Source organism: Peribacillus sp. P4_B1, from assembly GCF_056402395.1.
In genome coordinates this window covers 1-23,983 of the sequence record NZ_JBFUHM010000036.1, presented here as the reverse complement: position 1 = coordinate 23,983, position 23,983 = coordinate 1, and the positions used below count along the sequence as shown (strand labels likewise).

At 40.6% G+C, this 23,983-nt stretch carries 25 protein-coding genes; 4 read left to right on the top strand and 21 right to left on the bottom strand.

What is annotated here, in order from left to right:
- The first annotated feature begins 103 nt into the window (after positions 1-103).
- Entirely contained in the window at positions 104-1,291 is a 1,188-nt protein-coding gene (locus AC1DVK_RS18750; RefSeq protein ID WP_089364485.1) for an MFS transporter, read from the top strand.
- A 90-nt stretch (positions 1,292-1,381) separates the two neighbouring features.
- Here AC1DVK_RS18750 and AC1DVK_RS18745 read toward each other — a convergent pair whose 3' ends face one another.
- From AC1DVK_RS18745 to AC1DVK_RS18680, 14 genes are all read right to left on the bottom strand, one after another.
- Positions 1,382-1,561, bottom strand: coding sequence for a hypothetical protein (locus AC1DVK_RS18745; protein ID WP_410861611.1), 180 nt, complete (start codon positions 1,559-1,561; stop codon positions 1,382-1,384).
- Positions 1,562-1,718: 157 nt separating this feature from the next.
- On the bottom strand, positions 1,719-2,762 hold the full coding sequence (locus AC1DVK_RS18740; protein WP_477627098.1) for an oxidoreductase: 1,044 nt from the start codon (positions 2,760-2,762) through the stop codon (positions 1,719-1,721).
- A gap of 66 nt (positions 2,763-2,828) precedes the next feature.
- Positions 2,829-3,251: a DUF1801 domain-containing protein gene (locus AC1DVK_RS18735; RefSeq protein WP_410861613.1), complete on the bottom strand. Its 423-nt coding sequence runs from the start codon at positions 3,249-3,251 to the stop codon at positions 2,829-2,831.
- Between the two features lie 458 nt (positions 3,252-3,709).
- A complete protein-coding gene (nagE, locus tag AC1DVK_RS18730; protein ID WP_410861614.1) occupies positions 3,710-5,185 on the bottom strand; it encodes an N-acetylglucosamine-specific PTS transporter subunit IIBC in 1,476 nt (491 codons plus the stop codon).
- 187 nt (positions 5,186-5,372) lie between these two features.
- A complete protein-coding gene (locus tag AC1DVK_RS18725; RefSeq protein WP_477627097.1) occupies positions 5,373-6,611 on the bottom strand; it encodes an exo-beta-N-acetylmuramidase NamZ family protein in 1,239 nt (412 codons plus the stop codon).
- A gap of 13 nt (positions 6,612-6,624) precedes the next feature.
- On the bottom strand, positions 6,625-8,565 hold the full coding sequence (locus AC1DVK_RS18720; RefSeq protein WP_477627096.1) for a glycoside hydrolase family 3 protein: 1,941 nt from the start codon (positions 8,563-8,565) through the stop codon (positions 6,625-6,627).
- A gap of 184 nt (positions 8,566-8,749) precedes the next feature.
- Positions 8,750-9,784, bottom strand: a complete 1,035-nt coding sequence (locus tag AC1DVK_RS18715; protein WP_477627095.1) for a MupG family TIM beta-alpha barrel fold protein — start codon at positions 9,782-9,784, stop codon at positions 8,750-8,752.
- The gene (locus AC1DVK_RS18710; protein WP_477627094.1) at positions 9,781-11,148 is read right to left on the bottom strand and encodes a PTS transporter subunit EIIC; all 1,368 of its coding nucleotides are present in this window, start codon (positions 11,146-11,148) and stop codon (positions 9,781-9,783) included. Before AC1DVK_RS18710 ends, AC1DVK_RS18715 begins: the two co-directional genes overlap by 4 nt.
- Positions 11,149-11,180: 32 nt before the next feature.
- Positions 11,181-12,038 (bottom strand): MurR/RpiR family transcriptional regulator, encoded by an 858-nt coding sequence (locus AC1DVK_RS18705; protein ID WP_061462994.1) that lies wholly within the window; start codon positions 12,036-12,038, stop codon positions 11,181-11,183.
- Between the two features lie 11 nt (positions 12,039-12,049).
- Positions 12,050-12,964 carry an N-acetylmuramic acid 6-phosphate etherase gene (murQ, locus tag AC1DVK_RS18700; protein WP_410861619.1) on the bottom strand — a complete coding sequence of 305 codons (915 nt, stop codon included), beginning with the start codon at positions 12,962-12,964 and terminating at the stop codon, positions 12,050-12,052.
- A 406-nt stretch (positions 12,965-13,370) separates the two neighbouring features.
- Positions 13,371-13,505 carry a hypothetical protein gene (locus AC1DVK_RS18695; RefSeq protein WP_410861620.1) on the bottom strand — a complete coding sequence of 45 codons (135 nt, stop codon included), beginning with the start codon at positions 13,503-13,505 and terminating at the stop codon, positions 13,371-13,373.
- 486 nt (positions 13,506-13,991) lie between these two features.
- Positions 13,992-16,436, bottom strand: a complete 2,445-nt coding sequence (gene parC / locus AC1DVK_RS18690) for a DNA topoisomerase IV subunit A (protein WP_410861621.1) — start codon at positions 16,434-16,436, stop codon at positions 13,992-13,994.
- Positions 16,426-18,411, bottom strand: a complete 1,986-nt coding sequence (gene parE / locus AC1DVK_RS18685; protein WP_477627093.1) for a DNA topoisomerase IV subunit B — start codon at positions 18,409-18,411, stop codon at positions 16,426-16,428. Before parE ends, parC begins: the two co-directional genes overlap by 11 nt.
- Positions 18,412-18,814: 403 nt before the next feature.
- Positions 18,815-19,225 carry a CoA-binding protein gene (locus tag AC1DVK_RS18680; protein ID WP_089363050.1) on the bottom strand — a complete coding sequence of 137 codons (411 nt, stop codon included), beginning with the start codon at positions 19,223-19,225 and terminating at the stop codon, positions 18,815-18,817.
- 484 nt (positions 19,226-19,709) lie between these two features.
- Here AC1DVK_RS18680 and plsY point away from each other — a divergent pair, with 484 nt between their 5' ends.
- Entirely contained in the window at positions 19,710-20,297 is a 588-nt protein-coding gene (gene plsY / locus AC1DVK_RS18675; protein ID WP_061462989.1) for a glycerol-3-phosphate 1-O-acyltransferase PlsY, read from the top strand.
- A gap of 63 nt (positions 20,298-20,360) precedes the next feature.
- On the opposite strand, the gene AC1DVK_RS18670 is transcribed toward plsY, so the two are convergent.
- On the bottom strand, positions 20,361-20,495 hold the full coding sequence (locus AC1DVK_RS18670) for a methyl-accepting chemotaxis protein (protein ID WP_284472079.1): 135 nt from the start codon (positions 20,493-20,495) through the stop codon (positions 20,361-20,363).
- 493 nt (positions 20,496-20,988) lie between these two features.
- On the opposite strand from AC1DVK_RS18670, the gene AC1DVK_RS18665 reads away from it, so the two are divergent.
- On the top strand, positions 20,989-21,132 hold the full coding sequence (locus AC1DVK_RS18665) for a YycC family protein (RefSeq protein ID WP_081108790.1): 144 nt from the start codon (positions 20,989-20,991) through the stop codon (positions 21,130-21,132).
- Positions 21,133-21,631: 499 nt separating this feature from the next.
- Here AC1DVK_RS18665 and AC1DVK_RS18660 read toward each other — a convergent pair whose 3' ends face one another.
- Together AC1DVK_RS18660 and AC1DVK_RS18655 are read right to left on the bottom strand one after the other, a co-directional pair.
- The gene (locus AC1DVK_RS18660) at positions 21,632-21,850 is read right to left on the bottom strand and encodes a hypothetical protein (protein ID WP_477627092.1); all 219 of its coding nucleotides are present in this window, start codon (positions 21,848-21,850) and stop codon (positions 21,632-21,634) included.
- Entirely contained in the window at positions 21,811-21,930 is a 120-nt protein-coding gene (locus tag AC1DVK_RS18655) for a hypothetical protein (RefSeq protein ID WP_477627111.1), read from the bottom strand. The genes AC1DVK_RS18660 and AC1DVK_RS18655 overlap by 40 nt, the downstream gene beginning before the upstream one ends.
- A 158-nt stretch (positions 21,931-22,088) precedes the next feature.
- On the opposite strand from AC1DVK_RS18655, the gene AC1DVK_RS18650 reads away from it, so the two are divergent.
- A complete protein-coding gene (locus tag AC1DVK_RS18650; protein WP_318684963.1) occupies positions 22,089-22,385 on the top strand; it encodes a HesB/YadR/YfhF family protein in 297 nt (98 codons plus the stop codon).
- Between the two features lie 38 nt (positions 22,386-22,423).
- On the opposite strand, the gene AC1DVK_RS18645 is transcribed toward AC1DVK_RS18650, so the two are convergent.
- The 4 genes from AC1DVK_RS18645 to AC1DVK_RS18630 all read right to left on the bottom strand — a co-directional run bounded on the left by AC1DVK_RS18645 (position 22,424) and on the right by AC1DVK_RS18630 (position 23,766).
- The gene (locus AC1DVK_RS18645; protein WP_410861624.1) at positions 22,424-22,717 is read right to left on the bottom strand and encodes a hypothetical protein; all 294 of its coding nucleotides are present in this window, start codon (positions 22,715-22,717) and stop codon (positions 22,424-22,426) included.
- A gap of 25 nt (positions 22,718-22,742) precedes the next feature.
- A complete protein-coding gene (locus AC1DVK_RS18640; protein ID WP_410861625.1) occupies positions 22,743-23,174 on the bottom strand; it encodes an acyl-CoA thioesterase in 432 nt (143 codons plus the stop codon).
- A gap of 146 nt (positions 23,175-23,320) precedes the next feature.
- Positions 23,321-23,566 (bottom strand): small acid-soluble spore protein Tlp, encoded by a 246-nt coding sequence (tlp, locus tag AC1DVK_RS18635; RefSeq protein ID WP_477627091.1) that lies wholly within the window; start codon positions 23,564-23,566, stop codon positions 23,321-23,323.
- Positions 23,567-23,622: 56 nt separating this feature from the next.
- The gene (locus tag AC1DVK_RS18630; RefSeq protein WP_048678620.1) at positions 23,623-23,766 is read right to left on the bottom strand and encodes an acid-soluble spore protein N; all 144 of its coding nucleotides are present in this window, start codon (positions 23,764-23,766) and stop codon (positions 23,623-23,625) included.
- Positions 23,767-23,983: the final 217 nt, after the last annotated feature.

The window sequence follows — 23,983 nt, the reverse complement described above, 5'->3', positions numbered from 1 at the left end:
TTGACAACTATCCATCTAAAACTATAACATAATTAACGTATCAAAAAATTAACCATACGAATTAAAATGGTTATTGATCTATAAAGAGAGAGAGAGGCTGTACATGTCAGCAGAGCAACGTAAAAAGATCATTATCCTAATGATCAATATGTTTATAGCAATAGGAAGTTTCGGTATCATCATTCCCATTTTACCAGCATATCTTGCCTCCATTAATCAAGGCGGTACCGCCGCTGGCCTAATGATTGCCATTTTCGCAGGTGCACAACTTATCTTTTCACCAATTGCCGGAAAATGGACAGACCAATTTGGGCGCAGAAAAATGATTATTTATGGGTTGGTCGGTTTGACATTATCCATGTTTATTTTTTATGCAGTCAATTCCATTTGGTTATTATATGCTTCGCGTATCATCGGCGGGATCGGTGCCGCATTGCTTATACCGGCAATATTTGCTTATGTAGCTGATATCACCACATTTGATCAGCGCGCTAAGGGCAATAGTTTAGTATCTGCCGCCATGTCCCTAGGTATTGTAGTCGGTCCGGGAATTGGAGGATTTCTAGCTGACTTTGGCTTGAAGTTTCCCTTTTTGATTTCCGCGCTTGTATCCCTGTCGGCAGTGGTATTTTCCATTTTTGTTTTAAAAGAAAGCGAAACGGCACAAGTTACTCAACCCATGGATGCAAAATCTGAAACGATGGTTCGGAAGATTGCCCTATCCGTGAAAATGCCCTATTTCATCCCACTCATCATTACACTTGTAATGAGCTTTGGTTTAATGGCATATGAGTCTGTAATTGGGCTTTATCTTGATAATCAATTCAATTCAAGTCCTAAGGACATCGCCGTAATGGTTACAGCCACAGGTATCGTCAGTGTAATTGTACAATTGTTTGTCGTCGACCGGATTGTACGCCGTTTTGGGGAAGTGAATGTGCTGAATATCTTTATCAGTGTTGCAGCCATCGGTTTCCTCCTATCACTTTTTGCTTCAAGTTACCTGATTTTCTTTTTAATCTCACTTATCATCTTCCTTTCCACCTCCATCTTACGTCCAGTTCTTAACACACTGATTTCCAAGATGGCAGGAAATGAGCAGGGCTTTGCAATGGGTATGAATAATGCGTATATGAGCATCGGAAATGTGCTCGGACCCACACTTGCCGGAATGATGTATGATGTGCACATTACCTATCCGTTCATGTTGGGCCTTTTCCTCTTATTCATCACTTTGATGATCACTATGGCTTGGCAAAAGCGATCTCTTCATGCAAAGGCATTATCCTAGACCTGAAGAAGGTACTATCAATTTTATTCATTTAACAAAAACCCCGAATAGCTGCCGCTATTCGGGGTTTTCGTTATGATTTTTATATCCTTAATAGATATTCACGAGTATTTGCTTCGAATTCACGAGTAAATGCACGAATCTCACGAGTATTTGCTCCAATTTCACGAGTAAATGCACGAATCTCACGAGTAACGCTTCAATCTCTTGAGTATTTGCTCCAATTTCGTGCGTAAACAGCTCAAAATCTTCTGGAAAGCTCGAATTCACGAGTATATGCGATATATATAGGTTTGATTTCCCTAATAAACCAGGAAATCAGGCATTTGACCATAATAAAAAGCGGCCTTTTTCCGCTTGGAAGGGAATTAGGCCGCTTTTTATCCCGTTCTTCTCATTTCATATTGTTATAAGGGGCAAATGGATTTCATTTAATAAAAACCGCTTTCTTCCCCTTACTGCTTTCGAAAGCCGCATCAATGATTTTAATGACCGATAGCCCCTCCTGAGCAGTGACTGGAGCTTTTTTCCCGTTCAATATACTATCGGCAACTGCCTGGTAATACGTTAAATAAGAACCATGCAGAGTTTCAATGGTTTCATGTGTCTCATTTTCACCTTCAACGGTAACCAGCTTGCCATAAAACTCAGGATCATCTGAACCCCAAGAGCCATCCACCGGTTTTTTCCCCTCACTCAACGCCGCCTCTTGGCAATCAAGACCGTACTTGATAAATGATCCTTTACTTCCATGCACTTGAAACCGCGGTCCATTAACCGGTACGATCGAGCCTGAATGCAATATCACTCTCAGCTTTTCATATCCTAATATCACATGGAAATAATCATCCGTTTGGGCATTCTCTTTTTGCGAAAATACATCTGCCCAAACGAATTGCGGCAATCCAAACAAATATAAGGCTTGATCGATCAGATGTGATCCTAAATCAAATAGCATACCTGTTCCTGGCCCTGGTTTTTCCCTCCATCTATCCCTGACCACCGGCCTGAATCGATCATAATGGACCTGGTATGTATTGATTTCCCCAAGCACTCCATCATCAATAAGTTTTTTAACCGTCAAAAAGTCATTATCCCATCTCCGGTTATGATAGACGCTTAATAGCAGATTCTTTTCCTCGGCAATCTTAATGAGCTCCTCTGCCTCCCAAGCTTCCACTACCATCGKCTTTTCCAGGATGACATGCTTCCCGGCTAACAAGCTTTGCTTGGCCATTTCATAATGTAAACCACTCGGTGTTGTAATAACAGCCAAATCGATGGACGCATCTTCAAGAATATCCTCTAAGCTGCTTACCACCTCTACATCCTTCAAATCTTTTTGGACTTTTTCCTTTTTGGAGCTGACTACTTTCGTTATTTGAAATTCCCCTAAAACACTTAGTAATGGCGCATGAAATGTAGCCCCTGACAATCCATACCCAACTATACCGACTTTAATTTTCCTCATTCGTTCCCTCTCGCTTTCTTGTTCCTCTGATACAATCATAAAACTGATTTTATGCTTTATTTTTCATCATTTGTCCGGATATGTTTCTCTCAAAAACTTTACAGACTGATTAATCAATTCTTTCAAAACATTAATTTCGATATCTGCCACTTTATTGATGTATACACATCCTTTTCCGGTGGTGTGTTTTCCAAATGTCTGTAACAATTCTACCCTTCTTTTGTCGCCCGGAGTAAAATATAGACTGAATTTTGCTTTACGAGGTGAAAAGCCAACTAGAGGGGCATCACCTTCGTGACCAGATTCATATTTATAATGATAGGTACCGAAACCAATTATGCTCGGTCCCCACATCTTTGCCTCAAAACCTGTCGTTTCGGTAAAAATATCTAATAATTTATATGCGTCTTCACGTTTTTTTAGATTATCGACTTTCTCAATGAACTCAGTGACACTGCTGTCAGTTTCTTTGGTTTTTGGTTTATACATGACCGGAACCTCTCCTATACTAGTAAAAATTCAAAAGATTTCCTTTGCCAAAAACTTAATACCCTAGACGATCGTGTTTTTAGCGGTGACGTGTATGTATGCAGCTAAAACATTAATTTCCGATGAAATCCTAACCATTCAATTGCATGACGGACGAGCTTCATTACTAATTCTCCAAGCCTCATGGCAAATCCTTTAATACAATACCCTTAATATATTATAGAACATCGATTCGTTTTATTCTAATTTAAGGGCAAAGTGTATAAAGGTATATTTACTATATTAGGAATCGATTAAATGAAAATCGATTTATTGGTACGTTTAATACGGTACTTTTTCATAAAAATCTCTACGATCAGAAAAGATGAGAAGGAACAATACTGACCGTAGATTAGAGTAAATCAATAGTTGCATGAAAGAAGGGAATTGGAGAGCAAAATAACAGTTTAACCGGTTCCCTATTGCCGTCGGATCTTTTCAATTTCATCGGCTATGAATTGCACCTGTGTCCCTACGATGACTTGAATGCTTTGGGGACCAACGATATTAATTCCTGCAACCCCTGTTGATTTGATTTTATTCTGATCGACAGCTCCCATATTCTCCACTTCAACTCTTAAACGGGTAACGCAGTTATCTACAGTTGTTACGTTAGCGTCTCCGCCCAGCCCCTCATAAATTGCAGAGGCCATCCCAAAGAATTTACTCTGATTAGACCCGTCTAGACTGCTATCTGCTTGTGCATTCGCTCCTCCACCATCAAGCTCATCTTCTGTATCATCTTCTCTTCCGGGAGTCATTAAATTAAACCTTATTATCAAGAAGCGGAATAAGAAATAGTAGATAACGGCGAAAACCAGTCCTTGAAGAAGGAGCATATAAGGTTCATTTGCCAATGGCAATCTTGAACTTAAAACAAAGTCAATGAATCCTGCACTAAAACCAAACCCTGCTGTCCATTGGAAGGTCGCAGCTATAGCTAACGAAATTCCGGTTAATAAAGCATGCACCACAAAAAGGGCAGGTGCGACAAACATGAAAGCAAATTCCAATGGTTCAGTAACACCTGTAAAAAACGAAGCGAAACCTGCAGCGAGCATTAATGATGCCACTTGTTTTTTCTTATGGGATTTTGCCGTATGGTACATGGCAAGAGCCGCAGCTGGCAACCCGAACATCATGACGGGAAAGAATCCTGCTTGGTACATGCCTGTGGTTCCTTTTATTCCTGTTCCAGCCCAGAAATTGCCGATATCATTAAGTCCTATTACATCGAACCAGAAAACGGAGTTTAACGCATGATGTAAACCTGTTGGTATCAGCAGCCTATTGAAGAATCCATAGAGTCCTGCTCCAGCAGGACCCATTTCACTTATTCCTTCTCCAAATATAACTAACCAGGAGTAGATGAGTGGCCATACGAAGAATAATATAAGGGAAACCAGTAACATGGCAACAGCAGTAAGGATGGGGACAAGTCGTTTACCGCTAAAGAAAGCGAGTGCATCCGGCAGCTCGACCTTACTGAACCGATTATACATAACTGCAGCTACAAGCCCTGAGAGAATTCCGACAAATGCATTTTCTATTTTCTCAAATGCTGGATTTACATCTTTTGCATCAATTCCCTGCAGCATCGCTACCGAGTCCGTGGAAAGCAATGTCGTTATGACCAGATAGGCTACCAGCCCGCTCAAAGCAGCGGCCCCATCTTTTCCTTTCGACATCCCCAACGCTACCCCTACAGCAAACAAGATAGCCATATTGTCAATGATCGAAGAACCTGCTTTTATTAAGAAAGCTGCTAACGGACTTCCGGCTCCCCATCCTGCTGGATCTATCCAATAACCGATCCCCATTAAAATGGCGGCTGCCGGCAATACGGCTACTGGCAGCATCAAGGAACGTCCAATTTTTTGAAGATATTTTTTCATGCGCTTTCCTCCTGACAATTACTGATTTAGGGCAAACCCTATATTCTATTAGACAACGGTTCCTTCCATTTTAGAACTTGATTTCATTTATAAATTTGACTATATTCAGGAATAAAGTCTTAGCGATTTACTCCTCCATCGAAAGTTTATAAAAAAAGAAAAGTCCAACCGGACTTTTCTTTCACTTTTATTTATAGAGCAAGTAATTTTTGCGAACCTTTTTAAAAGCATCCTGCTCTACTTGATATTCTTTCATGATTTCATCTACTGATGAACCTTCTTCAATCCTTGACTTTACCCAGCCATTGCCAATCAATAGGTTGAAATTGTTCGCTGCAAGGAATTCGAAATCATCTGGGTATAGATCATGGATGGTCTTGATGATATGAAGTCCAGTAGGAACAGCCTTGAATTCCGCTCTATCCGTTACATAAATTTCGACTCCATGGCTGAGTTTACCCGCATGCTTTGAAAACGTAGGGGTAAAAGAGGCGGCCCTGAATTTTACGCCAGGTAACCGTAATGCATTTAACTTCCCAGCAAGTTCATCGCTGTTTATATAGGGAGCACCAATCAGTTCGAATGGTTTAGTTGTCCCTCTGCCTTCCGAGACATTCGTTCCTTCGATCAATCCTGTAGCGGGGTATACGAATGATGTGGATACGGTCGGCATGTTCGGTGACGGCAAGACAAAAGGAAGCCCAGTATCGTCATAATCCATATCTCGTTTCCAGCCTCTCATCTTGATGACCTTTAGATCGGCTCCAATTTTAAACTCCTTATTGAACAAAGTCGCGAGTTCACCAACTGTCATCCCATGTTTAAGAGGAATTGGGTACATACCAACAAACGATGAGAATTCTGGTTCAAGTACAGGTCCATCTACCGATTCCCCTCCTTGTGGGTTCGGCCGATCCAGCACGATAATGGGAATATCATTTTCTCTTACTGCTTCCATTGCATAAGCCATCGTGTAGATATAAGTGTAATAGCGTGTTCCGACATCCTGGATATCAAAGACAAGGACCTCAACATCTTTTAACATTTCAGGTGTCGGTTTTTTCGTTTTACCATATAAGCTATAGACGGGCAAACCTGTTTTTTCATCAATATAATATTCAACACTAGCACCAGCTTGCGCATCTCCGCGCACTCCATGTTCGGGACCAAATAACGCAGTCAAATTAATATCCGGATCGTCATGTAGTAGATCGACAATGCTGGTTAATTTAGAATCGATGCCAGTTGGATTCGTAATTAGCCCCACTTTCTTTCCTCTTAACACGTTCTTTTCTTCTTTTAAAAGGACTTCAATTCCGGGACTGACCTTTTGATTTTTCTTCTCCTTAACAGCCGTTACACTTTTTGAGGAAACGATGCCGAAAGCAAACAGGCAAATGGTAAATAATATAATCATTCGTTTCAAATTATTTCCCCCTCTATTTTTTAATGGGTTTTTTTGATTTAATATCTAATCCATATCCAAGTTTATAAAGGCTTTCAGAGGGTTTAGTCACTGATGGTATATCGACCGGCAAAGTTCCTTTAGGTTTTGATCCTCCAAAAATCGTCGAGATGCCTGCCGGAATATTTGGCTGTCTATAACGCCCATTCGAATACCCTTTAAATCCGTAAACAGCAAGCACCGCTTTCGCTTCTTCAAAATTTGCAACATCATAAGGGTTTCTTAAACTCATTAAAACAAATTCTTTATCTTGCTTCTTAGCATGATTCATGACCGCTCTTAGGAAGGCTGTTGCCCACTTCGAAGAATCTTGAACGCTATCATCGATCACTCCATCATTGACAGCCGGATCGTTTTTGACAATATAGGAACCAGTAATGACAAAGTCTGATTCATCAATAAGTCTAGCCACTTCATCTGTAAATGACTTTTCCGAAAAACTTATACCCGTTATTTGGACTTTCTTTATTTTCTTTTTATCAGCTAATTCGCGGATGCTCCTTGACATTGATTCAACTTGATCATCAAAAGGAGCAAGCACCAAAACTTTTTCATTTTTCTTAGGTTTGAAAGGCAAAGTTCTGCCTTCATTTTTTAATAGTGTGATGGCATCTTCCGCAATTTCCGTTTCTTTTTTCAGATGATCTTCATTCCCGACCACTTGAAGTGCGGTTTTGATCTTTTTATCGATTGGAGTTTTATCAGGGTTTAAAATCCCTCTTTTCACTTTTAGTTCAAGTATCCTCGTTACAGATTGATTGACTTGAGCTATAGGAATTTCGCCGCTTTCCACTGCTGCCTTCACTGCATTGAATACAGTGGTTATATTCTTTTCCATTTGGAGCGAATTTACTTGTGCAGGCATCAATGCAATATCAACACCTGATTTCAGGGCAAGGACCACAGCTTCTTCCTGTCCGAAGTTGTCCGCGATGGCTTTCATATTCAAAGCATCTGTAACCACAACACCGTCAAAACCCATTTCTCCACGTAAAAGTTCTGTAATGACCTTATGTGACAACGTTGCAGGAACCATAATATCTTGACCGTCTTTTTTACTGATATACGTAGTATTGTCGAATGCAGGGAATTGAACATGTGCAGTCATCATCATATCCACTCCAGCATCGATGGCCTTTTGGAAAGGAACCAACTCGATGGAACGCAAGCGCTCTTTATCATGAGAGACAAGAGGGAGACCATAATGACTATCGACTGCTGTATCTCCGTGGCCAGGGAAATGCTTGGCCGTTGCTATCATGTTCTGATTTTGCAATCCATTTATCGTTTGAATGCCCAACTTTGATACAAGTTCCGGATCAGAACTGAAGGAGCGAACGCCAATAACTGGATTTCCGGGATTATTATTGACATCGACAGACGGCCCAAAATTGACATTTATGCCAAGTGACGACAGTTCCCTCCCGATGATTTCTCCAGTTTGGTAAGCGTAATTCTCATTTCTGGTTGCACCAAGCGCCATATTACCTGGAAGGTTCGTTCCGGTTTGAAGGCGGGTTACGATTCCACCTTCCTGATCAATCGTTATGAACAGCGGAAGGTCTTGGCTTGCCATCTGCAAACCATCCGTGAGCCGAACCGTTTGTTCGGTGTCGACTACATTCTCAGCGAACAAAATCACACCGCCTAGATGATATTTTTTAATGATGCTTGCAATTTCTGAGTTCATTTCAATAAACCCTGTGGCCTTCACTTCTTCTTGTTTTTTCCAATTACGAAAATCCGGCATGAGCATTTGGCCGACTTTTTCATCAACTGTCATGTTTTCAACGATTTTCTGAACATCCGGTGCTGAATTTTCGTTCTCTAATCCCGTTGCAGCCGCATTCCCTCCCAGAATGGATATAACCAAGAATAATGCGATTCCAGCTGGGACACATATCCTTATTATCATTTAGGCTTCCTCCCTTGTTTACCTTTAAGTTCTTGTAGTAACACTTCCATATCCAGTACCATGAAAGGGGTAAATGAATGGAAATGATCTAAATAGATCCTATAAAGAAATCAAGGCAGCATCCGGAATCCCATCAGCCGCCTCTTTAACAAGTCTTCATGTAATAAATCCGTTTATCCCAGTATCATAGATCGTTCGATCTCACTTTCCCTTCACTCAACAGTTCTATGGATTGACCAGGTTTTAGAAGGGAAAGCAAGGGAATATCTTCAACTATTACTCGCCCTATCACATTGACTCTATGATCAGCCTCCAGGTCTCTCCTGCAAATTTGAATCTCTCCCCGATACCTTCCGTAAGCATCATTGTCCATCGTTATGGATCCAAGGCTGCGTGTAACTGTATTACTCGGCACGATATTTGCTGAGACGCGGGTATTTTGCAGCCGGAAAACATCTTGAGAAACATCTGGCCTTAATTTATACTGACCGCCTTGCAAAAGTTGGGATTCCATTCTAATAGAAAGAATATTGAGATTTTTATAGACAGTTAGATTCTCAAGCAAATTATTCTCGGTTCCTTGATCTCCTACGTAAACTCCGTCCACATGCTGAAATAGCTCAACACCGGCAGAGTAAGGATTCATTAACCTGTGTTTTTCAAGCGTCGGAAGGCCATCATGAAGAGGACCGCGTTTACTTCCAGCACCCGGGATGAAAGCAAAGATCGGTATACCGTATTTCTTGAATATTCGATTTTGTTCATGAAAGAATTCTTCCTCAAGGCCCGTTTCACGCCTTGGATAAAAGTTATGCCAAGCTATCAAACTTTCCGGTTCTACGCCGCTCCCGAGTATGGCTAGAAGTTCATCTTCATTTAACGTACTTGCATTCAGTGAGAGGGAAAACACCTTGGATAAAGATGTAACAGTTTCTCGATCAAACCCATCATCAAGTCGAATACCTTTAATACCCAATTGCCTTAAATCCGTAAATCTGCCAATCCCTAAATGATCAAGAGTGTTTAATGACACATCCGCATGGATTTCCATTCCATAGGACTCTGAAAGCTTTAAAAGCCTGATCATCCTCTTTACGAGGTCACCCTTTTCTTCAGGAATATGAAGCGAGGTAAAGGCCCTTTTCACTCCTAGGTTAGCAGCATGGTTGATTTGTGCTTCTGCAAGTGGGTCCTGTAGATAAAAAGAGATTCCGATCATTTGAATTCAACAGCCATTTCATCATTAAATCCAAACAAATACGTAAAAATAAATCCTGCTATATAGGAAATGAACAACCCAGCCAAGAATAGACCGATTTGATTTGGATGCACTAAAAAGGTAAGCGGCAGTCCAGAAACACCAATGGACGACGTCGCAATTCCGAATTGTGCTTGGAATGCCCCGCCTACTCCAGCACCTAAACAGGCAGTTAAGAAAGGCCGGCCCAGTGGCAGAGTCACTCCAAATATAAGGGGTTCGCCGATACCAAGCATCCCTGAAGGAAGGCCTCCGCCGATTGCCCTCTTTAAACTCGCTTTCTTCGTTTTCATATAGATGGCAAATGCCGCCCCAACTTGGCCTGCACCACCCATTGCCAAAATGGGAAGCAGCGGATCATCCCCGATAGAATTGATCAATTCTAGATGGACAGGCGTTAAACCTTGATGTAAACCAGTAATGACTAGGGGCAGGAAGGCCGCACCAAGCACGAATCCAGCCACAACACCGCCGAAGTCCAACACATTCAATAACCCTGTCGTAATGGCATCCGATAAAAACCCTCCTACCGGCATAAAAACAATGTAAGTGACAATCCCAGTAATGAGTAAAGCGATGGTTGGCGTCAAAATGATATCAAGTGATTGAGGAATGAATTTCCTGACCTGTTTTTCCACCAAGGCTATGAAAATAGCGGCAAAGAGAACTCCTATCAACCCACCGCGGCCAGGGAGCAAATTTTCACCGAACAGGGAAATGTCGCCGACAGCCGGATTGATGACCAAGATACCCGCCAACGCACCAAGTGCAGGGGATCCGCCGTATTCCTTGGCGGCATTGGTCCCAACCAAAATCCCCAGGTAGGCAAACAAACCAGATCCAATAACGGTTAATATGATGGCTAATTGCGATTCTGCTGCAAGCCACCCCGCTTGAACGGTCGCTTTTGTTATACCGGTAATCAAACCGGATGCCACTAAGGCGGGAATTAAAGGGATGAAAATACTTGCAATCCTGCGTAAAAAAAGTTTAAAAGGTTTTGCATTTTTTCTATCATTCTCTGATTTGTTCTTCGATGCCACCTCTTTTAAGTTCAAACCGCCGTAAGATTCCAAAAGCTTTTCAAATTCTGTATGAACCTTGTTAACCACGCCTGGCCCAAGGACGATTTGTATCGTTTCCTCTTCAATGACGCCCAGAACACCTTCCGTATTTTTTATTTCTTCCAGGTTTACTTTTAAACGATCGATTGGCAATACCCTTAGTCTGGTCATACAATGTGCAGCATCGGCAACATTTGATGCCCCGCCTAATTTCCCCAATAACTCTTCTGCCAAACTGGCGTACTTATCCCCCTTACCCATTTAAAAGCCCCCTTTGTCAAATCTCGTAATATTCATTTATAACGATCCGTCATCGACTTGATTGCAGACTTGGTATTATCAATATATTGGACAGTCTCTTCATATTGCTCTGAAGCCATCCCCAAAAACAAAATATCAATCATATATAACTGCGCCAATCTTGATGATGTCGCTGCACTCCTAAATGGTGCTTCATTCGAAAAGGATGTATACAGTGTGGCGTCACACAGGGAAGATACCGTTGTTTGGCCAAAATGAGTCAGCCCGATCGTTTTGACACCACGTTCTTTAGCAAGCTTCAGTATATTGACAACTTCAGGTGTTTCCCCGGAGAATGAAATGGCAAAAACGATGTCATTTTCATCAGCATTTGCAATCAGAGTTGCAACTAAATGCATATCCGTAAAAGCCGTTGCCCCTTTATTGATGCGAAGTAATTTTTGCTGAGCGTCTGCAGCAACTATATTCGAGGCACCCACTCCGCAAAAGTGGACAGTTTTAGCGTTCAGCATCAACGTTATCGCCTGTTTCAGAGTGTCGTGATCGATTATTTCAGATGTGTCTCGAATGGACTGAATTGAATTACTCGTTGTTTTTTCAACAATCCGATACAGTGATTCTGAGGGCTCGATATCCCTGTAGCCCTGTTCAACAGTCTTCATCAAATCTCCGGCAATCCTTATTTTCAAATCTTGAAACCCTTTTATTCCGAGCGATTTACACAACCTAATAACAGCAGCCCCGCTTGTTTGAGCAGAAGTACTCAATTCCTGTACAGTGCTGTTCACAACTTCATGAGGATTCTGAAGAATATATTCTGCTAGTTTTTGTTCTGATTGCGGGAGCTTGCTCAACATCGTCTGTATGATGGATAATCCTCCTGTAGCCATTGCTTCCCTCCTTAATCTTCATGGATCGAAATGGCTTTTCTGACATCTCCACCCGCTTTTTCTAGTAACTCCATTGCTTTATCATAATCTGTTGACGTTTTTATCATGACTATCGCTGGTTTAACTTGATTATTTGCTTTTTCAAGCATATTCAAAGCATGATCATAGTCAGCATTTGTTAAAGTTTCTATGATGCTAATTGCACGATCCTTCAGTTTTTGATTACTGACATTTACATCAACCATCAGATTTTCATAGACTTTTCCCAACCGGATCATGGTAGCCGTTGAGATCATATTGAGGACCATTTTCTGTGCGGTTGCCGCTTTCATTCTTGTGGAACCTGTTAAGACTTCCGGTCCGACCACCACTTCAATCCCTATATCAGCTGCTTCTGTGATGCTCGCGTTTTTATTGCATGATAATGCCACCGCTTTAGCCCCAACCTTTCTTGCATAACGTAAAGCGCCTTTCACATATGGGGTACGGCCGCTTGCCGCAATGCCAATAACCGTATCATTTGCTGTTAGATCCACGTCGATTAAATCACATTCCCCAAACTCTTCTTTATCCTCCGCTCCTTCGATGGCTCGAACGAACGCCTTTTCCCCTCCTGCGATTATGCCAAGCACCCTATCAGGTGGTGTGCTGAATGTCGGTGGACATTCCACGGCATCCAGCACACCGAGTCTTCCACTCGTTCCTGCACCGATGTATACGAGTCTCCCACCTTTTTTTAATGATTCTAAAGCCCATTCAACTACCGTTTTTATTTCTGGCAAAACCTCCTGGACCGCTGCTGCCACTTTTAAATCTTCCTTATTGATTGCTGAAATGATTTCCATCGTATTTACACTATCGATATTCATCGTATCTTCGTTCCGTAATTCAGTCGTTAATGAACGCAGATGTTCTTCCATAGACAATTGAATCCTCCTATTATCAATTACTTAAATAAAATTTCATTATTCAATAGATAATAATGAAATTATATTTCATATTATATTCAATGATAGCGTTTTCATTACTTAGATACAAGATATTTTTGTGATGTTTTTTAGTAAGCATTCATTTATTTCCTAAAAAACCATTGCCATTGCACATTATCCGGAATCCATGAAAATTTCATTACTCTGGATATAATCGTGGATATATAGCCTATTAATGTGCCGTAATTCCCTCATAGGATCCTTCTTTTTTGTCCTGACTTTTTCTACAATTAAAAACGTGTACTGTTCCCCAAATTTGGGAACGGTACACTCAAAGTAATATAACAAAATGCTAAACTAGGATATTTCGCCGGACCCGGGACACCTCCATCCCTTGACCCAGTTAACGGATGGGGGCAACTTTCCCGAATTCTACTGCGCCTACGACAATTGTTGGTGCAAATCCTCCATTTTCATCAATCGACGAATTATAATCGACACAGCCTTGCTTTTCCCAATATGGAAGAACGGCTTTCATCCAGCCTTTACCATATTGAGAATAAGTTGGTAACGCGGCATTTTTCTTGCCGAAAATATTCCAAGCCTATGTTGTAAAAGGTTCGATATACCCTTTATAATTCCGGTAATCCGAACGGTTACTGTATTTTCCGCTCTCGGTCACTGCCGGTTCACTATAATACTCTTTTGGAATGCCCGTGATCCATTTAATTGCTGAATTGGAATCGTTATACTACCTAGATTCAATCGAAATTAAAATTCAAAATTGAATTATTTATGGCTCGAGTAAGATTTTTAAGGTCGTAATACAAGGATTTAAAAATGACTCAATAAGTCATTTTTGACTTAAGAAGGTAACCACAGAATGAAGTCAATATACATGGTGATGACCGGGGTATTTTCTTGACCGATATAACTGTTGCATATCAACTACTTACTGTCCATTTGTTGTTACAATATAAAACGGGATGCCGATTATAATCAGCATCCCGTTTTAAAAAATGATTCACTGCTCAATGGCAGAGTCATCTTCCAATGATATTTTCCACATTTCTTTCGCTTTTCCACTAACCGTTTCATCAAAAACAAAAGATCCATTCGTGTAACGATCATGATTTTTTAATGAAGCGGCATGGATGGTTTCAATGCTTCCCTTTTCAGAAAGAATGAATAGACTGTCGGTTTTGTTAATGGTATCAAATCCAATGACCCTATGAGGATTTGATTTCAATTCCCTCAAGACCACGACACCCCGTTTTGCCCGGCTCGTTTTTTCAAACTCGGTTAATTTCATTTTCTTGATGGCTCCGCGCTGGGTAACTATAAAGATCGATTCTTTACTATCCTTGGCTAAAACCTTTCCGCCAATGACATAGTCATCTTCCTTCAAATTAATCCCTTTGACTCCTGCTGCCCGGACACCGACAATACTTACTTCTTCTTCATCAAACCATAAACCATAGCCGTTATGAGTGACTAGGAAAAGGTCTGCCTGTCCATCGGTATGATGGACATCGACCAGTTCATCTTCACCTTTTAAATTGACACCAACCAACGGTTTTGAATGTCTCTGTGCTTTATAAGAAGCTATTTCAGTCTTTTTAACCATACCATTTTTCGTGATGAACACTAAGAATTGCGGCAGGGTAAAATCTTTGATCGGAATCGCTTTTATGATTTGTTCTTCTCTGTCAATCGGAATGATGTTCGCGATATGCTGACCTGTTTCCTTCCATCGAATGTCAGGAAGCTGATGAACCGGACAATAGAGGTAGTTCCCTTTGGATGTGAAAAGCAACAGGACATCTGTTGTATTCATCTCCAGCCTCTGGAGCAGGCGATCGGAATCCTTCATACCAAAATCAAGACCGCCTGAAGCTGCAAATGACCGTAATGACGTCCGTTTAACATACCCTTCTTTCGTCACTGTCACCATCACGTCTTCACTCGCAATCAAGACTTCAAGATTAATTTTGATTTCTTCAATTTCTTTTTCTATTTTGGAACGCCGTCCGTCATCAAAGCCCTTTTTAATGAATCGAAGTTCTTTTTTTATTACTTGAAGAAGGACTTTTTCACTGCCGAGAATCTTGGTCAATTCCTCAATTTTGTTCTTCAATTCCGCTGCCTCTGCTTCAAGTGCCGTAATATCAGTATTTGTCAGCCTATATAACTGTAAGGAAACAATGGCTTCAGCTTGCGCTTCTGTAAAAGCGAATTTAGCAATGAGGTTATCTTTGGCATTCCGTTTATCTTTTGACGCACGGATGACAGAGATGACTTCATCTAATATGGACAAAGCCTTCACTAAACCATCTACGATATGTGCCCTGTCATGTGCTTTTTGCAACTCATAACGGGAGCGATTCACAATTACCTCTTTACGGTGATCGATATACGCATCAAGCATTTTTGGCAGGCTCATCAATGTCGGCCGTTTTTTATAAATCGCGACCATATTAAAATTGTAAGCAATTTGAAGATCGGAATTTTTATATAAATAATGCAGGACTCCATTTGCATCCGCTTCTTTTTTCAATTCAATGACGATACGCAGTCCTGTACGGTCCGTTTCATCCCTTACTTCAGCGATGCCTTCAACTTTCCGGTCAAGACGGAACTCATCCATTTTCTTAACAAGGTTCGCTTTATTGACTTCATATGGGATTTCAGTGATGACGATTTGCTGTTTGCCGCCGCGAATCGTTTCCACTTCCGCCAAGCCGCGAATGATGATTTTCCCTTTACCTGTTTCATAGGCTTTACGAATGCCTTCAATTCCTTGAATGATACCGCCTGTAGGGAAATCCGGCCCCTTAATGACCGTCATTAAATCAGCGACTGTCGCTTCAGGCTTATCGATTCGCATAATGGCTGCATCAATGACTTCACCTATTTGATGTGGTGGTATTTCCGTTGCGTAGCCGGCAGATATTCCTGTGGATCCGTTTACAAGCAAGTTAGGGAACATTGCTGGCAATACAATGGGTTCTTCCGAAGTATCATCGAAGTTCGGTACAAAATCTACAGTCCTTTTTTCAATATCACGTAACATCTCTGAGGCGATCGATGAAAGCCTGGCTTCAGTATACCGCATCGCAGCAGGCGGATCGCCATCAATACTACCATTGTTTCCGTGCATTTGAACCATGACTTTCCGAAGCTTCCAGTCTTGGCTCATCCGGACCATCGCCTCATAAACAGATGAATCTCCATGGGGGTGATAGTTACCAATTACATTACCGACTGTTTTTGCTGATTTCCTAAATCCTTTTTCCTGTGTATTTCCTTCTACATGCATCGCATACAATATCCTGCGCTGTACCGGTTTTAATCCGTCCCTTGCATCTGGCAGTGCCCGATCTTGGATAATATATTTACTGTATCGCCCGAAGCGGTCTCCGATTACCTCTTCAAGCGGCAAATCTCTAAACGTTTCTTCAAATGCCATCGTTAATGACCTCCTCTTCAATCGACATATTTTCATTATCTAAAATATTCGATTCTTCTTCGAGACCAAAAGCGACATTGGCTTCAATCCATTTACGGCGCGGTTCAACCTTGTCCCCCATTAACGTTGTCACACGTCTTTCTGCACGGGCACCATCGTCGATCTTCACGCGTATCAATGTCCTGGTTTCCGGGTTCATGGTAGTATCCCATAATTGATCGGCATTCATTTCACCCAGCCCTTTATAGCGCTGAATCATATAGCCTTTCCCTACCTTGTCTATCGCTCCCTGAAGTTCCTCATCACTCCAAGCATATTCAATGATTTCTTTCTTTCCGGTCCCTTTACTCACTTTATATAAAGGAGGCAAGGCAATGTAAACCTTTCCTGACTCTATCAATGGCTTCATATAGCGGTAAAAGAATGTTAACAGAAGCACTTGGATATGGGCCCCATCCGTATCGGCATCAGTCATGATGATCACTTTATCATAGTTGGTGTCCGGCGTATTGAACTCTGCCCCGACCCCTGCCCCGATAGCGTGGATGATCGTATTTATTTCCTCGTTTTTAAAAATGTCCGCTAGTTTGGCCTTTTCCGTATTGATAACTTTACCACGTAATGGCAGTACCGCTTGGAAACGGCGATCACGACCTTGCTTTGCGGAACCTCCTGCAGAGTCCCCTTCTACAAGATACAATTCATTCCGTTCAGGATTTTTAGATTGAGCTGGCGTTAATTTTCCAGAAAGGATGGCATCGGATTTTTTCCGTTTCTTCCCGCTTCTTGCATCTTCACGCGCTTTGCGTGCTGCTTCCCGGRCCTGGAAAGCTTTAATCGATTTTTTGACCAACAGGGTACTCGTGGTCGGATCTTCTTCAAAAAAGTAGGCTAAGTGCTCTGACACGATGGAATCGACTGCAGAACGGGCTTCACTGGTTCCAAGCTTGCTCTTGGTCTGTCCTTCGAATTGAAGAAGTTCTTCTGGGATACGTACAGAAATTATTGAAGACAATCCTTCGCGTATATCGGTACCTTCGAGGTTTTTATCTTTTTCCTTCAATAGCCCCATTTTTCTGGCATAATCATTAAATGCCCTCGTCATGGCCGTCTTTGCGCCAATCTCATGGGTGCCGCCGTCTTTTGTTCGAACATTATTTACAAAGCTTAAAATATTTTCTGAATAACCATCGTTGAATTGAAAGGCCAGATCGACTTCAATCCCATTCTGTTCCCCTTCCAGACTGACAACACTATGAAGGGTTTCTTTTTCTTCATTCAAGTAATCCACAAAAGCTTCTATTCCATTTTCATAGTGAAAAGTTTCTTGCTGGTCGTTACGTTCATCCGTCAATTCAATTTTCATGCCTTTTAGAAGAAATGCCGATTCACGGAGACGTTCACAAAGGATATCATAATTAAAAGTTGTCACCGAAAATATTTTCGGATCGGGCTTGAAGTGGATTTTGGTACCAGCTTGATTGGTTTTACCGATTTTCTCAAGAGTCGTTTCTGGCTTTCCGCCATTGAAAAACCGTTGTTCGTAAATGAACCCGTCCCTTTTGATTGTCACGACAAGCCATTCAGACAACGCATTGACGACCGAGGCACCTACTCCATGAAGGCCTCCGCTCGTTTTATATCCGCCCTGTCCAAATTTACCGCCAGCATGAAGAATAGTCAAAATGACTTCAGGCGTAGGTTTACCCAATTTATGCATACCGGTAGGCATTCCACGCCCCTTATCTGACACACTTACACTGTTATCTTTATGTATTTTCACACTAATTTGGTCTCCATATCCAGCCAAAGCCTCATCTACGGAGTTATCTACAATCTCGTACACTAAATGATGAAGTCCACGTGCATCAGTACTGCCGATATACATACCGGGACGTTTTCTGACCGCTTCGAGTCCTTCCAGTACCTGAATTGCATCATCATTGTACTCGATTGTTTTTACTTTCTTTGCCACAGAAATTCCCCTTTCCTTACTAAACACAATTTCCGGGCCAAATCATACTGCAATGAAATGACTCACTAGCTTTAACAAATTAATTCATACGTTAATATCATATTAAAAGTATAATACTTTTACGAACAAAGAACAAGTGTTCTATTTTTTCGTCCCTTTTATTAGCGTTAGCACCCTTGGTTGGATCTTTTCACTTTGTTGAAACGTGTCATAGCTACCGTTCTAATTGTAGCGGTAATTTTTCATTTGGCAAATATACTTTTACTTTTTTAATCAAATTATTCTTAAATTGCATGGATATGCCGCCCGTTCTCAACCTCCGCCATGGCTGGCATTATTGATTTTTACACTGCTAAACATTGCGATTCCTTTAAAAAAGAGCGGAAGTTCCGCTCTTTTCACTCTACTTAGTAAGGGCGTGTTCTACTTTTATGCATCGATCCATGATGACAGTATAACCTTTTTCTTTCAAAAAATTATAGGCTTCCCCGTTTTCTACCCCTAGCTGCGCCCAAAAGATATCAGCATCGATTTCTGCAAATTCTTTGGCAATCCCGGGAAGGAATTCTGAACGGCGAAAAATATTTACGATATCGACATGCCCTTCAATATCTTTAAGTGACTTTACTGCCTTGACACCCAGCACTTCAGATACAGCTGGGTTTACAGGGATGATTTCATACCCGCTATCCTGCATGGCCTTCGATACCATATAAGAAGTACGCTCGGGGTTATTTGATAAACCAACAACAGCGATGCGCTTCGATTTTTTTAACATCTGACCCATTTCTTCTCTGCTTGGATTTTGTATCATTCTTATCAATCCCCTTTATCATAAAATGTAATAATTGCTTAAAAAGTATTCCTTAACAAAGATATTTCACAGAGTAAAGCTGAGTATTACCATTATTAAGAAAAACCATTATACAAGAAAGAATAGGTTTCGAAAAGGTGTGCACCACTTATGTTCATACAGGCTACCGCGTATTGTATCATTATACACAATTAGGTACTCTTCATTATATTTACGAAAAAAAGAAAACATAAACCTTTTGCCCTTCATGAACTTAAACGTATATCAAAAGACGGATGTTCATCAAGGAAAATTCATTTTTCAATGGATTTTTTTTGGACATCCGTACCATTTTGTCACGAAAATGTTACAATAAGAGAAGCATATCAGGTATTTTTAGGTTGTTTTTTAGCTATTCCTTCAGTTTATTTCCGAAAAAGGGAAAAAACAGCCTCTTAATCGTGATAAAAATAAGAAGATTTTTCTATAAAGAAAGGGTCATACAATGCTTACATTCATCACTATACTGTCTGCCTACTTGATTGGTTCGATTCCTTCCGGTTTAATTATCGGTAAAACCTTTTACAAAATCGACATTAGGGAGCATGGCAGTAAAAATCTGGGTGGGACAAATACCTTCCGGACACTAGGTGTCAAGGCAGGGCTTACCGTTACTACCATGGATATACTAAAGGGAACTCTAGCAACTTTTCTCCCGTTATTGCTAGGCGTGGAAATGAATTTATTGCTAGCTGGCTTATTTGCCGTCATTGGGCATATGTTTCCCATTTTCGCAAACTTTCGGGGCGGGAAAGCTGTGGCAACTTCTGCCGGTGTCATTCTTGCTTATGAACCATTACTTTTTGTCATTGCCGTCATCATATTCTTCATTACCTTATACATATCCAAATATGTCTCGCTTTCTTCGATGATTGCTTGTCTTCTTGCTCTTATATACAGTTTAGTGTTTCATACAAATGATTTGGCCCTTATTATTGTAATCGGTATATTAACGATTTTCATTTTTTACCGGCATCGGGCGAACATTAAACGAATTATCGATAAAACTGAACCCAAAGTCAAATGGCTGTAAGAGAAATTCTTGAGGATATTTTAATGGAAAAAAGCCCGTCCGGCGCACGGGCTTTTTTCCATTCTATAATTCATTTGATGTTTGCACGATTGCATCCATTTCAGCTATCGACTTTTTAGTCTGTTCAGCAAGTTTCCTGAGCTCATTCGAAACAGCCGCAAATCCATTACCATGTTCGCCTGCATGCGCTGCCTCGATGGCTTTAGTTCAATGATAGTAAATTTGTCTTGGTTTAATATAACGGTTTTCATCAACATTTTTCATGAAAATAACAAGGTTACCTGAAGTTTCACCTGTTCACTGCTTACATCCAATATACCCTCTGTCTCTTTTGCTTTTTGAAACCAGATTGCTTTTTTCGGCTTCAATTTATGAAAATCCCCATTTTCCCACTCCCCCTGATCTTGTAAATCACGATAAGACGAATCTAAGATATTCCATCAAATCATACGGGCTTTATATCCATTCAATTGAAAATATACAGTTCATTCGAACCATAAAAAACCCTATTCTGCCTTCGATCCAATTCTATTGTCAAGGTATAAGGTACTGGAATTTTTCTTCATTAACTTCCCATCAAAAGAATAGTATGGATTTTGTTTGATGGAGAAATGGTCAAGTAAGGATTGAATAATTGGAGAACAGAGGCTAAACTGGAATTAGCTAATAAAAATTGATTGGAGAAAGCGCCATGAAGCCATTGCAAATATCACCGGAAACCGCATTAAAGTTATCCAAGTCCCTTAACTTGCCTTTAGAGCAAATCATGCATATGCCTACACCCGTCTTGCTGAGAAAGCTTGCCGAGGCTGAAGCACAAGAAAATACAAAATAGCTGCAGGAATCTGCAGCTATTTTTGTGTGCGTTCATATAGGTGTGAAACGACCTTACGGATTACCCTTGAAAGGCGTTCAATTCTTCCCATTGATCTTGAAACTGAGCAATACCCAACTTCGTCGCATAATAATTTTTCCTTTTCGTTCCTTATGTCCTGCCAGTAACTATTTACATACTCTTTCTCCTCCAGTCTTTTTAAAGCTGGATATAAAACATGCTTTCTTTATAATGTAAATAACCATCACTTAACTGTTTGAGCTGTTCGATCATCTCATACCCTTACATTTTCTTTTGAGCCAATAATGAAAGCAACACCATTTCTGTACTCCATTTTAACAGCTCTGTTTTCCGCAATCAGCTGCCCCCTCTATATAAGGAAATTAATTAGATGGCATTTCACTTTTATCATCCAAATATATACTTTCCAGAATATTTGTCACCCATTAAATATACAAAAAAACCGCTTATTGGCGGTTTTTCAATTGGTGAAAGTCATTTAAATTAAATCAGGCAACGGCTTAGGAACAGGCAAATTCCTGTGGCTGTCATCCTGTAATTTATCTTTTAGATAATACTCTATGTTGGAAACAACTTCATTTGCCTCCATAACCCTTTGATATGGCTTCCAGGCAAGTTCCCCTTCATCACAGGCAAGAAAGCCCGCCTCCTGCCTCTTCAGCTCTGTAAACATACATTCCCACCCGTTTGATTCCATGTCACAACCCCTCGAAAGGCCATAACCTTTACCTTCACTCCAGTTTCTTCTAGAATTTCGCGTTCCATCGATTCATCGATGGTTTCACCTTGTTTTATTTTCCCGCCTATACCATTGAATTTATGCCTATTCGGATTCTTTTGGCGATAGTCGTTTCCTTTCTTAAATCCACATTATTCGCATCTACTTCATAATTACTTTATACTTAAATAACGAACCTCTAGGAAGGAGAATTAGTATGAAACTGACCATTTCCGATCAAGCAGCTAAGTGGTATATTGATGAGCTGGGGCTTCAAGAAGGCTCTCATTTGCGCTTTTATGTAAGATATGGCGGGCATAGTTCCGTCCAAAGCGGCTTTTCATTAGGTATCATGAAAGAAGAACCTGAAACTGCAGCAGCCATAACAACTATGAATGAGATTAATTTTTATGTAGAAGAAAAAGATTTATGGTACTTTGATGGTCACGATTTACTTATTACTTTTAATGAAAAACTGACTGAACCTGAATTTCACTATGAAAAGAGTGCTTGACAATAAAGCAGCGGTGTAAACTGCTGTTTTTTCTTGTTTCAATCGAGCAGATGCTCTTTAATATTCTCCGCCCTAAGAATTTCCTTTTGCTTGTCCCCTAAAAGATCGAAATGCGAGTAGCCATCCTTCCTGTGATGAATCCACTCTTTTTTAAGCCCGTATTTCTTACCCCACTCCGATAAACGCCGTAAATCTTTGCATCCCACTTTTGTAACCGTCTTGCAACCAGGAAATCGGTCGTCCAGCCAATAATGAGTTAAAAAAGCTATTTGACCTTGATCGATTTTCTGCTTCCAGGTTACTACGTCTGTCCGTTTAATCCCAAAAGCCATTTTTTAATCACCTCAATGATTGTCATTAAACCAATTCATCCTGCTTTTTATTTTTCTCATAGGCCTCATGCCAATCAGGAAACATCCGTTTAATGGATATCGGGCGGAAGGTCTCCTTTTTAACGCAAACGTGAGAAGAATGACCTGTAGCCGCCACTTCATTTCTCTCATTTACGATCTCATATCCATAAATGACCCGTAAGCCGTCATATTTTTCAATCCAGGTTTTAACCTTTACCTTATCACCATATCTAACAGGGGTTTTATACGAAGCCTGAATATCCATAACAGGTGAGAGGATGCCATCCGCTTCCATATCAGCATAATAAAACCCTAAATCATTTATCAATTTTGTCCTGCCTAGTTCCATCCATATAAAATAATTCGCATGGTAAACAACACCCATTTGATCCGTCTCTGCATACCGCACTTCAATTTCGTTTTCAGCTATGAACATTTTGTTTCCCCACTTTCATTTCTATTGCAATAAACATTTTAACATAACAACTGTTCAAATTTCATTTAAGCTGTCTCAACTGTCTGCTTCACTTTATAAAGAAGGGGAGAAAGATTACGCACCTCTTCCTCCCCATTACCTATTTGTTAAATATTATCGTTATTATAACCGCTTTCCCGTGCTTCTTGTTCATCTTGCATTTCTTCCTTCATTCCCTCGATGCTCTTTCTTCTTCGGTCATTTTTGGCCTTAATTGACATTTTTTCCACCTCTGAAGAAAATGATAACGTTTCATTTGCAGCGTTTATGTTTTCTTCTGTATTTTGAATTGCATCCTGAATTTTTTCAACATTATCTAAACGGTTATCCGGGTTGTGTTTATATGAGCCCATTAATTTCACCTCACGTTATTTGTTTACATAATATTATTACGATTATTATCCCCTGGTTACTCGCCTTTAGTTTGAATGACCTGAGCATGTTTGCCGGATTTGTCCTGCATTTTCTTACCGTTATTCCCACCCGCTGCTATCGGTTGTGTCCCTTGATGGCTCGGTCTAAAGTGTTTGGAATCTTTTTTTGGATTACCCATTCTATCGCCTCCTCCTCTTATCATGGATAAAAAAGCGGAAATTCATGAATGCCAGTTTTTGAAAAAGCCATGAAAAAAGAGCCAGCACTTTGAAGGGTGGTATTATCCCCTACAGGTAGACAGAGTAAAAAGAGAGCATGATAAAATGTTCTTAACAGTCTATCTGAGAGGGGATTTTTCTATGGCAAAAAAGGGGCAAACGTTTCAAACATATACA

Excerpts from the sequence above, each read along its gene's own strand:
- AC1DVK_RS18750 (WP_089364485.1), top strand. The coding sequence starts at position 104 with ATGTCAGCAGAGCAACGTAAAAAGATCATTATCCTAATGATCAATATG.
- AC1DVK_RS18735 (WP_410861613.1), bottom strand. The coding sequence starts at position 3,251 with ATGTATAAACCAAAAACCAAAGAAACTGACAGCAGTGTCACTGAGTTC.
- nagE (WP_410861614.1), bottom strand. The coding sequence starts at position 5,185 with ATGAAAAAATATCTTCAAAAAATTGGACGTTCCTTGATGCTGCCAGTA.
- AC1DVK_RS18720 (WP_477627096.1), bottom strand. The coding sequence starts at position 8,565 with ATGATAATAAGGATATGTGTCCCAGCTGGAATCGCATTATTCTTGGTT.
- AC1DVK_RS18715 (WP_477627095.1), bottom strand. The coding sequence starts at position 9,784 with ATGATCGGAATCTCTTTTTATCTACAGGACCCACTTGCAGAAGCACAA.
- AC1DVK_RS18710 (WP_477627094.1), bottom strand. The coding sequence starts at position 11,148 with ATGGGTAAGGGGGATAAGTACGCCAGTTTGGCAGAAGAGTTATTGGGG.
- AC1DVK_RS18705 (WP_061462994.1), bottom strand. The coding sequence starts at position 12,038 with ATGGCTACAGGAGGATTATCCATCATACAGACGATGTTGAGCAAGCTC.
- AC1DVK_RS18695 (WP_410861620.1), bottom strand. The coding sequence starts at position 13,505 with ATGAAAGCCGTTCTTCCATATTGGGAAAAGCAAGGCTGTGTCGATTAT.
- parC (WP_410861621.1), bottom strand. The coding sequence starts at position 16,436 with ATGGCATTTGAAGAAACGTTTAGAGATTTGCCGCTTGAAGAGGTAATC.
- AC1DVK_RS18680 (WP_089363050.1), bottom strand. The coding sequence starts at position 19,225 with ATGATACAAAATCCAAGCAGAGAAGAAATGGGTCAGATGTTAAAAAAA.
- plsY (WP_061462989.1), top strand. The coding sequence starts at position 19,710 with ATGCTTACATTCATCACTATACTGTCTGCCTACTTGATTGGTTCGATT.
- AC1DVK_RS18665 (WP_081108790.1), top strand. The coding sequence starts at position 20,989 with ATGAAGCCATTGCAAATATCACCGGAAACCGCATTAAAGTTATCCAAG.
- AC1DVK_RS18660 (WP_477627092.1), bottom strand. The coding sequence starts at position 21,850 with ATGGAATCAAACGGGTGGGAATGTATGTTTACAGAGCTGAAGAGGCAG.
- AC1DVK_RS18650 (WP_318684963.1), top strand. The coding sequence starts at position 22,089 with ATGAAACTGACCATTTCCGATCAAGCAGCTAAGTGGTATATTGATGAG.
- AC1DVK_RS18645 (WP_410861624.1), bottom strand. The coding sequence starts at position 22,717 with ATGGCTTTTGGGATTAAACGGACAGACGTAGTAACCTGGAAGCAGAAA.
- AC1DVK_RS18640 (WP_410861625.1), bottom strand. The coding sequence starts at position 23,174 with ATGTTCATAGCTGAAAACGAAATTGAAGTGCGGTATGCAGAGACGGAT.
- tlp (WP_477627091.1), bottom strand. The coding sequence starts at position 23,566 with ATGGGCTCATATAAACACAACCCGGATAACCGTTTAGATAATGTTGAA.
- AC1DVK_RS18630 (WP_048678620.1), bottom strand. The coding sequence starts at position 23,766 with ATGGGTAATCCAAAAAAAGATTCCAAACACTTTAGACCGAGCCATCAA.